Source organism: Pseudomonas sp. K5002, from assembly GCF_013386655.1.
GTDB lineage: Bacteria > Pseudomonadota > Gammaproteobacteria > Pseudomonadales > Pseudomonadaceae > Aquipseudomonas.
In genome coordinates, this window is sequence record NZ_JACARK010000458.1 from 1 (window position 1) to 6,479 (window position 6,479).

General features: G+C 59.7%; 6 protein-coding genes and 1 pseudogene. 2 read left to right on the forward strand and 5 right to left on the reverse strand.

Features of this window, described 5'->3' with window-relative positions; translation table 11 throughout:
• Nucleotides 1-28: 28 nt before the first annotated feature.
• The 5 genes from HX846_RS20325 to colR form a co-directional block, all read right to left on the reverse strand.
• Nucleotides 29-259 carry a hypothetical protein gene (locus tag HX846_RS20325; protein WP_008433604.1) on the reverse strand — a complete coding sequence of 77 codons (231 nt, stop codon included), beginning with the start codon at nt 257-259 and terminating at the stop codon, nt 29-31.
• Nucleotides 259-975: a lipopolysaccharide kinase InaA family protein gene (locus HX846_RS20330; protein WP_134327248.1), complete on the reverse strand. Its 717-nt coding sequence runs from the start codon at nt 973-975 to the stop codon at nt 259-261. Before HX846_RS20330 ends, HX846_RS20325 begins: the two co-directional genes overlap by 1 nt.
• Before the next feature lie 4 nt (nt 976-979).
• Nucleotides 980-1,660, reverse strand: a complete 681-nt coding sequence (locus HX846_RS20335; protein ID WP_003208584.1) for a class I SAM-dependent methyltransferase — start codon at nt 1,658-1,660, stop codon at nt 980-982.
• A gap of 188 nt (nt 1,661-1,848) precedes the next feature.
• A complete protein-coding gene (locus HX846_RS20340; RefSeq protein ID WP_008433601.1) occupies nt 1,849-3,129 on the reverse strand; it encodes a HAMP domain-containing sensor histidine kinase in 1,281 nt (426 codons plus the stop codon).
• Nucleotides 3,119-3,802 (reverse strand): two-component system response regulator ColR, encoded by a 684-nt coding sequence (colR, locus tag HX846_RS20345; protein WP_003208587.1) that lies wholly within the window; start codon nt 3,800-3,802, stop codon nt 3,119-3,121. The genes HX846_RS20340 and colR overlap by 11 nt, the downstream gene beginning before the upstream one ends.
• A 201-nt stretch (nt 3,803-4,003) precedes the next feature.
• Between colR and HX846_RS20350 the strand changes: the two genes are divergently transcribed.
• Together HX846_RS20350 and HX846_RS20355 are read left to right on the forward strand one after the other, a co-directional pair.
• Nucleotides 4,004-5,953 carry an LTA synthase family protein gene (locus tag HX846_RS20350; protein ID WP_177041818.1) on the forward strand — a complete coding sequence of 650 codons (1,950 nt, stop codon included), beginning with the start codon at nt 4,004-4,006 and terminating at the stop codon, nt 5,951-5,953.
• A gap of 54 nt (nt 5,954-6,007) precedes the next feature.
• Nucleotides 6,008-6,479 (forward strand): annotated as a pseudogene (locus HX846_RS20355) (phosphoesterase); the annotation flags it as partial.

Consider the following 6,479-nt stretch of genomic DNA (forward strand, 5'->3'; position numbering starts at 1 on the left):
GAGGCCTTTTATTTGGGCTTCAATCTCTTCAACTCTGTGGCCTCATCCCTTGGGACATCCCGAACATGAACAACAACAACTCATGATCAGGCTTGGCCGCGACACCGACCTTGGCGATCCGCGGCATCGGGCATTGCTGCCCGACACCCTGCACCGCACTGAGGACTTGTGTCCGGGGCTGCTCCCAGGCAGCCAGGGCGAGGGCAGCTATGCCCAACGCCCCCAACAGAAACAAACCTCGTGCAATTTCTAGCTTCATTACGTTAAACCCTTGATAGCGCTGCCAAACGCCGTCTCGTAAAAGTAGCTCAGTTTTTGCCAGTCCGTAGCATTCCACGACGAATGGCGACGCAACTGCAACATGTCATGCCGGGCCGCCCGCATAGCCGTCAAGCGCTGCCGGCACTTCTCGAAATCCAGCAACGCCACCTCAACCTTCGCCGCGTCACCCTCACCCGTCACCCGCACAAAGATATGCTTGATATACAGGCAACCATGCTGCCAACGCCCCTTGTGCATCCGCGCCAACGTACCAGCCAGTTCCTTGAGCAAACGCTCATGCACCAACTCGCCATACTGCTCACGACCACCCGCGGCGTACCAGTTTTCGATCTCGTCGAAACCGTCCAGCGACGCCGTCACCAACAACGCCTTCCATTGGTGCTCAGGATCGCGACGGGCCTCGCAGAACACCAACTCCGGCACGCGTACATCCAGTAAACGCAGGCCCTTCAGGGCATCACGCTCACGCAACACAGTGGGGCGTCCAAAAGGATGGAGCCAACTGCGGTAGATATGGCCCGTCTGGCGCTTGCTATAGAGCAAACGCCCATGGGTGCCCGTTACCCGTTGCACACCACTTTCACCGCCACGACGACGATTGGGCTCTTCGACCCACTCGCCCTGCTGGCGCCAGAAATAATCAAATCGCTCCTCGGGAGCTACTTCACTACCTGGTAAACACTCGACAGCCATCCTGTTACCTCTTGCGCAATACATACACTCGCCACATGGCGTAGAGCGGTATGAAGTCCAGGGATTCCTGAACACGGAAACCGGCTTGCTCAAACTCTGCCTCAACAGTAGCAGCCGGTAACACGAACCGATTTTGGTAACCTTCCTGCTCACCTTTTTTGCGACGGCGCACTTCGGCACGCTTGCGTTTCCAGGCCTTGAAATTGCCGTCTACCCACAACGAAATAATCACGCTGTCGCGGGTAACACGCTGAAATTCGCGCAGTATTGCCAGCCTGTGCTCGGGGTCACCAATGTGGTGCATCAAGCGCATGCAGAAAATACTGTCGACCGCGTTATCTGGCAAATCGATATCAAAGGCAGACGTCTGCAAGGGGCGTACCCGTTTCACCACATCCGCCGGTTGGGCGACGGTGGCAATCTTCAACATCGACGCGGAGTTGTCGGCACCGATGATCACGCGGTTGGGCTTTTCGGCCAGCAACGGCCAGAAACGCCCGGCACCACATGGCAGGTCCAGCACCAGGCCAGGCTCACCGGCCATGGCCAGCGCACCACGGGCCAATTGCTCGTCGCGTTTGTGGGACAACCGGCGAGCCAGATTGTCCTGGTGTTTGAGTAAATAATTCTGCGCGTGCTGATCGTCGTACTTTTCGGAAAATTCGAGCTTGATCGGGGTAGGCATCACCGGGTCTCCAGTTACTGATGCCTACAACCTTAAAAAGAATCCTGTGATCAACAGGTCAACACGTTGTGAAAAACTTGTCCTGTCGAATCGTATACATTACAAAACTTTGCAGACACAAGTCGTGGCATGGTGCCATCTTCGGCGAAAATGAGGAAGTCTGCCGCAGCTTAGCGGCAGAGCAGGCATCAAGCTTTGACCTGACTCAATTCGACGTGAAAGCGGCAGCCGTTGGGCTCCATGGTGCTGAGGCTGACGCTCCAACCCTGGTTCTCGCAGATGCGCTGAACCAAGGACAAACCCAGGCCAAGGCCTTCACCGCGCTTTTCACTGCCACGCACAAACGGTTCGAACATCGCTTCGCGCTTGTCCTCGGGAATGCCCACGCCAGTGTCTTCCACCACAAAACCGCTCGGTTCCAGGGTAAGGCGGATCAAGCCATGCTCGGTGTAGTGCAGGGCATTACGCAACAGGTTGCCCATGACCGCGTGCAGGAAGGTCGCGTTGTAGCGGGTATCCAGTGGATTGCCCGGTTGATAGATCAGCTCAAGGCCTTTGCGCTCGATCGGCTCACGCCAGATCCCCAGCAAGTCCTCGGCCACCTGGGCCAGGTTGGCCTGGGGCGACATGCCGGCCTCCTCGCGCTGGGCACGGGCCAGCATCAGGAAGGTCTGCACCAGTTCGCGCATTTCTTCACAGGCCCGCGCAATGCGCTCGACCTGCTTGCGGCCGCGCTGGTCAATCGCGGGGTTCTCCAGCAACAGTTCGCAGGAGCTGGCGAGCACCATCAGCGGGGTGCGCAATTCGTGGCTCACGTCACTGGTAAACAGTTGCTCCCGGGACAATGCCTGGCGCAAACGGCCCAGGGTGGCATCGAAGGCCACAGCCAATTCGCCGACTTCATCCGCGGCGTAATCCGGCGCCAGCGGGGGTGCCAGGCCAAGTAACTGGTCGCGGTGCCGCACCTGGCGGGCCAGGCGTACGACTGGCGCCATTACCTTGCGCGCCAGTACCCAACCGAGAAATACCGCCAGCGCCAGGCTGAGTACAAACCCCACCAGCACGACAGCAAACAGCACGCGCTCGCGTTCTTCAAAATCGCTCTGGTCTTGCAGCAGGACATAACGGCGACCGTCAACGATTTCGACCATTGCGTGGTAGGAAAGCTGTTCGCGGAACACCTCGTGAAAACCGGCGTCGAGGTGGCGCAAGTCCTTGGGCAGTTCAAAATCGCCAGGGCCGCCGCTGAAGTAGAACAACTGGTCGGGCTCGGGGCGATGGCTCCAGTCCTCGACGCTGTCCATCAGCAGCAGCCGTTGCAAGTCACCGCCCAGGCCTGCCGATATGAGTTTTTCTTCCACCAGGTGCACCGTAGCGACGATGCCCATGGCGAAGGCCCCCGCCACCAGCGCGCTCATCAAGGCGAAGGCGATGATGATCCGCTGGGCAAGGCTTTGCTTAAACTCCATCACGACCCTCGGCCAGGCGATAACCCACACCGTGCACCGTTTGCAGCAACGGCTTGGCGAAGGGTTTATCAATCACCTGACGCAGTTGATGGACATGGCTGCGCAGGCTGTCGCTGTCCGGGCAGTCATCACCCCACAGGGCTTCTTCAAGAATCTCACGGCGCAATACATGCGGGCTTTTCTGCATCAGCACCGCCAGCAGCTTCAGGCCGACCGGGTTGAGCTTGAGCAGGCGCCCTTCGCGGGTGACTTCCAGGGTATCGAGGTCGTAGTTCAGGTCACCCACCTGCAAGGCACGGCGCCCGCCGCCCTGGGCACGACGCAGCACTGCTTCGATACGCGCGGCCAGCTCCGACAGCGCAAACGGCTTGAGCAGGTAGTCATCGGCGCCGGACTTGAAGCCCTGCAGCCGGTCATCCAGCTGGTCGCGGGCGGTGAGCATGATCACCGGCGTGTCGCGGCGCGCGTCTTCACGCAGGCGTTTGCACAGGGTGTAGCCATCAATGCCAGGCAGCATGATGTCGAGCACGATCAGGTCGTAATGTTCGGTGGCAGCCAGGTGCAGGCCCGACAAACCGTCCTGCGCACAGTCTACGGTGTAGCCCTTCAGCCCCAGGTAATCCGCCAGGTTGGCCAGAATATCGCGGTTGTCTTCAACCAATAAAATTCGCATGGGCAGTGTCTCCGTACGCGGTAACGGCCGTGTTGGCTCGCGCAGCTTAAGGCCAAGTATGGCTCACGGCTAGGCCTGAAGGCCGCACCGATTACTGTTTTCAACCGATTGGGGAACTTAACGAGTTTTTCACTATAGGTTCACAAGCTGACTACAGTGTCAGCGCGAAGATCGCGCCCATCGTAAATAAGGAACATTGACATGGGTTTTCCAAAAACGGCGCCAATGCGCTATTTGCTGTTGGTGACCGGTGCCTGGCTGGTGGTTTTTCTACTGACCCGCAGCGTGCTGCTGGTAACCCATCTGGATGAGGTGAGCGGTAACCTGCTGCCGGTATTCGGCGTGGGCCTGCTCTATGACCTCGGCTTCCTCGCCTATGCCGCCCTGCCCCTGGGCCTGTATTTGCTGCTGTGCCCACCGGGGTTGTGGCGCCGTCGCGGCCATCGCTGGTTCCTGCAGGCGGTACTCACCGTCAGCCTGTTCGCCATGCTCTTCACCAGCGTGGCCGAATGGCTGTTCTGGGACGAGTTCGGCGTGCGCTTCAACTTCATTGCCGTGGATTACCTGGTCTACTCCAAGGAAGTGCTGAACAACCTGCTGGAGTCGTATCCGATCGGCAAGCTGCTGAGTCTGCTGGCCGTGATGGCGATCGTCTTGAGCGTGGTCTTGCGTAAACCGTTCAACGCGGCCATGGACGCGCCGTTGCCTGCGATGCGCAAGCGTCTGCTCAGTGCCCTTGGCCTGTTGCTGGTGGCCGGCCTGAGCCTGCAACTGATCAACCAGGACAGCCCGCGCAGCCAGGGCGGTAACGCCTACAACAACGAACTGGCCAGCAACGGCCCCTATCAGTTCTTCGCCGCCTTCCGTAACAACGAACTGGACTACACCCAGTTCTACAAGAGCCTGCCGGCGGATGTAGTCGCCAAGCAGTTGCGCGCCGAACTCAGCGAACCCAACGCACGATTTATCGGCACGGATCCGCTGGATATCCGTCGCGCCATTACCAACCCGGGCACGCTGCGCAAACCCAACATCGTGCTGGTGACCATCGAAAGCTTCAGTGCCAAGTACATGGGCAGCAACGGCGACCCGAATAACCTCACGCCCAACCTCGATGCGCTGCGCAAACAGAGCCTGTACTTCAATAACTTCTACGCCACCGGCACCCGCACCGACCGTGGCCTGGAAGCCATCACCCTGGCCATCCCGCCGACGCCCGGGCGTTCCATCGTCAAGCGTATCGGCCGGGAAAGCGGTTTCGGCAGCCTCGGCCAGCAGCTCAACGCCATCGGCTACGACAGCGTGTTTGTCTACGGCGGCCGGGGCTACTTCGACAACATGAACGCGTTTTTCAGCGGCAACGGTTACCGCGTGGTCGACCAGAGCAGCGTGCCCGAATCCGAAATCAGCTTTAAAAACGCCTGGGGCATGGCCGACGAAGACCTCTATAAACAGACGCTGAAACTGGCGGACGCCGACTACGCCAAGCAGCAACCATTCCTGCTGCAACTGATGACCACCTCCAACCACCGTCCGTATACCTATCCGGCTGGCCGCATTGATATCAAATCCGGTGACGGTCGCGACGGCGCGGTGAAGTACACCGACCATGCCATCGGCCAGTTCCTGGAGGCGGCGCGCCAGAAACCCTGGTTCGACAACACGATCTTTATTTTCGTCGCCGACCACACGGCGGGCAGCGCCGGCAAGGAAGACCTGCCGATGGTCAATTACCAGATCCCGCTCTTCATCTACGCACCCAAACTGGTAGACGCCGGCGAGAACGCGAAGCTGGCCAGCCAGATCGACCTCGCCCCGACCCTGCTGGGCTTGCTGAACCTGAGCTACGAGTCGACGTTCTTTGGCCGCAACCTGCTGCAAGACAACCCGCTGCCGCCACGGGTAGTGGTCGGCAATTACCAGTACCTGGGGTTGTTCGACGGCAAGGACCTGGCGATTCTCAGCCCGCGCCAAGGCTTGCGTCGGCATGACCAAGCCCTGGGCGACAGCCACGAAATCCGCGTTGGCAGCGATGACCCGTTGATCCAGCGGGCCATCACCTACTACCAGGGCGCCAGTTATGACTACAAGCAACAATTGCTGAGCTGGAGGGTGCCCAAGGACGAGGTTCCCCAAGTGAGTACACGCTAACCAGAATGCCCCGGCCAGGTCTGACCGGGGCTTTTTTTAGGGTCTGAGTTCGCCATGCACGCAATCGCTGTTCGTCCGCTATCCCAACCCCTCAACTTCTGGTTGTGCCTCGGTGTGCCTGCCGTTCTGGCGGTGGCCATGTTGCTGCTGGAGCTGACGTCGCTGGACATGGACATCGCCAGGCTGTTTTACGACGCGTCCGAAGGCGGCTTCGTGGGCCGGCACAGTTTTTTTCTGGAGGACATTCTTCACGATCGCGCCAAGCAGATGGTGATCGTGTTTTCGGTGCTGGCAATCGCCGGGCTTGCCGGGGCCTTTGTCTTTGAGCGGCTCAAACCCTATCGCCGGGAACTGGGCTGCCTGGTGCTGTCGCTGGCACTGGCCACCTCGTTCGTTTCACCGTTGAAGACGGTGACCGGGGTGCAATGCCCGTGGAGCGTCAAGGAGTTTGGCGGCCAGGAGACGTACAGCGAGCTGCTGAGCCCCAGGCCGCCGACCGACAAGCCGGGGCGTTGCTGGCCGGGCG

Excerpts from the sequence above, each read along its gene's own strand:
- HX846_RS20325 (WP_008433604.1), bottom strand. The coding sequence starts at position 259 with ATGAAGCTAGAAATTGCACGAGGTTTGTTTCTGTTGGGGGCGTTGGGC.
- colR (WP_003208587.1), bottom strand. The coding sequence starts at position 3,802 with ATGCGAATTTTATTGGTTGAAGACAACCGCGATATTCTGGCCAACCTG.
- HX846_RS20340 (WP_008433601.1), bottom strand. The coding sequence starts at position 3,129 with ATGGAGTTTAAGCAAAGCCTTGCCCAGCGGATCATCATCGCCTTCGCC.
- HX846_RS20330 (WP_134327248.1), bottom strand. The coding sequence starts at position 975 with ATGGCTGTCGAGTGTTTACCAGGTAGTGAAGTAGCTCCCGAGGAGCGA.
- HX846_RS20335 (WP_003208584.1), bottom strand. The coding sequence starts at position 1,660 with ATGCCTACCCCGATCAAGCTCGAATTTTCCGAAAAGTACGACGATCAG.
- HX846_RS20350 (WP_177041818.1), top strand. The coding sequence starts at position 4,004 with ATGGGTTTTCCAAAAACGGCGCCAATGCGCTATTTGCTGTTGGTGACC.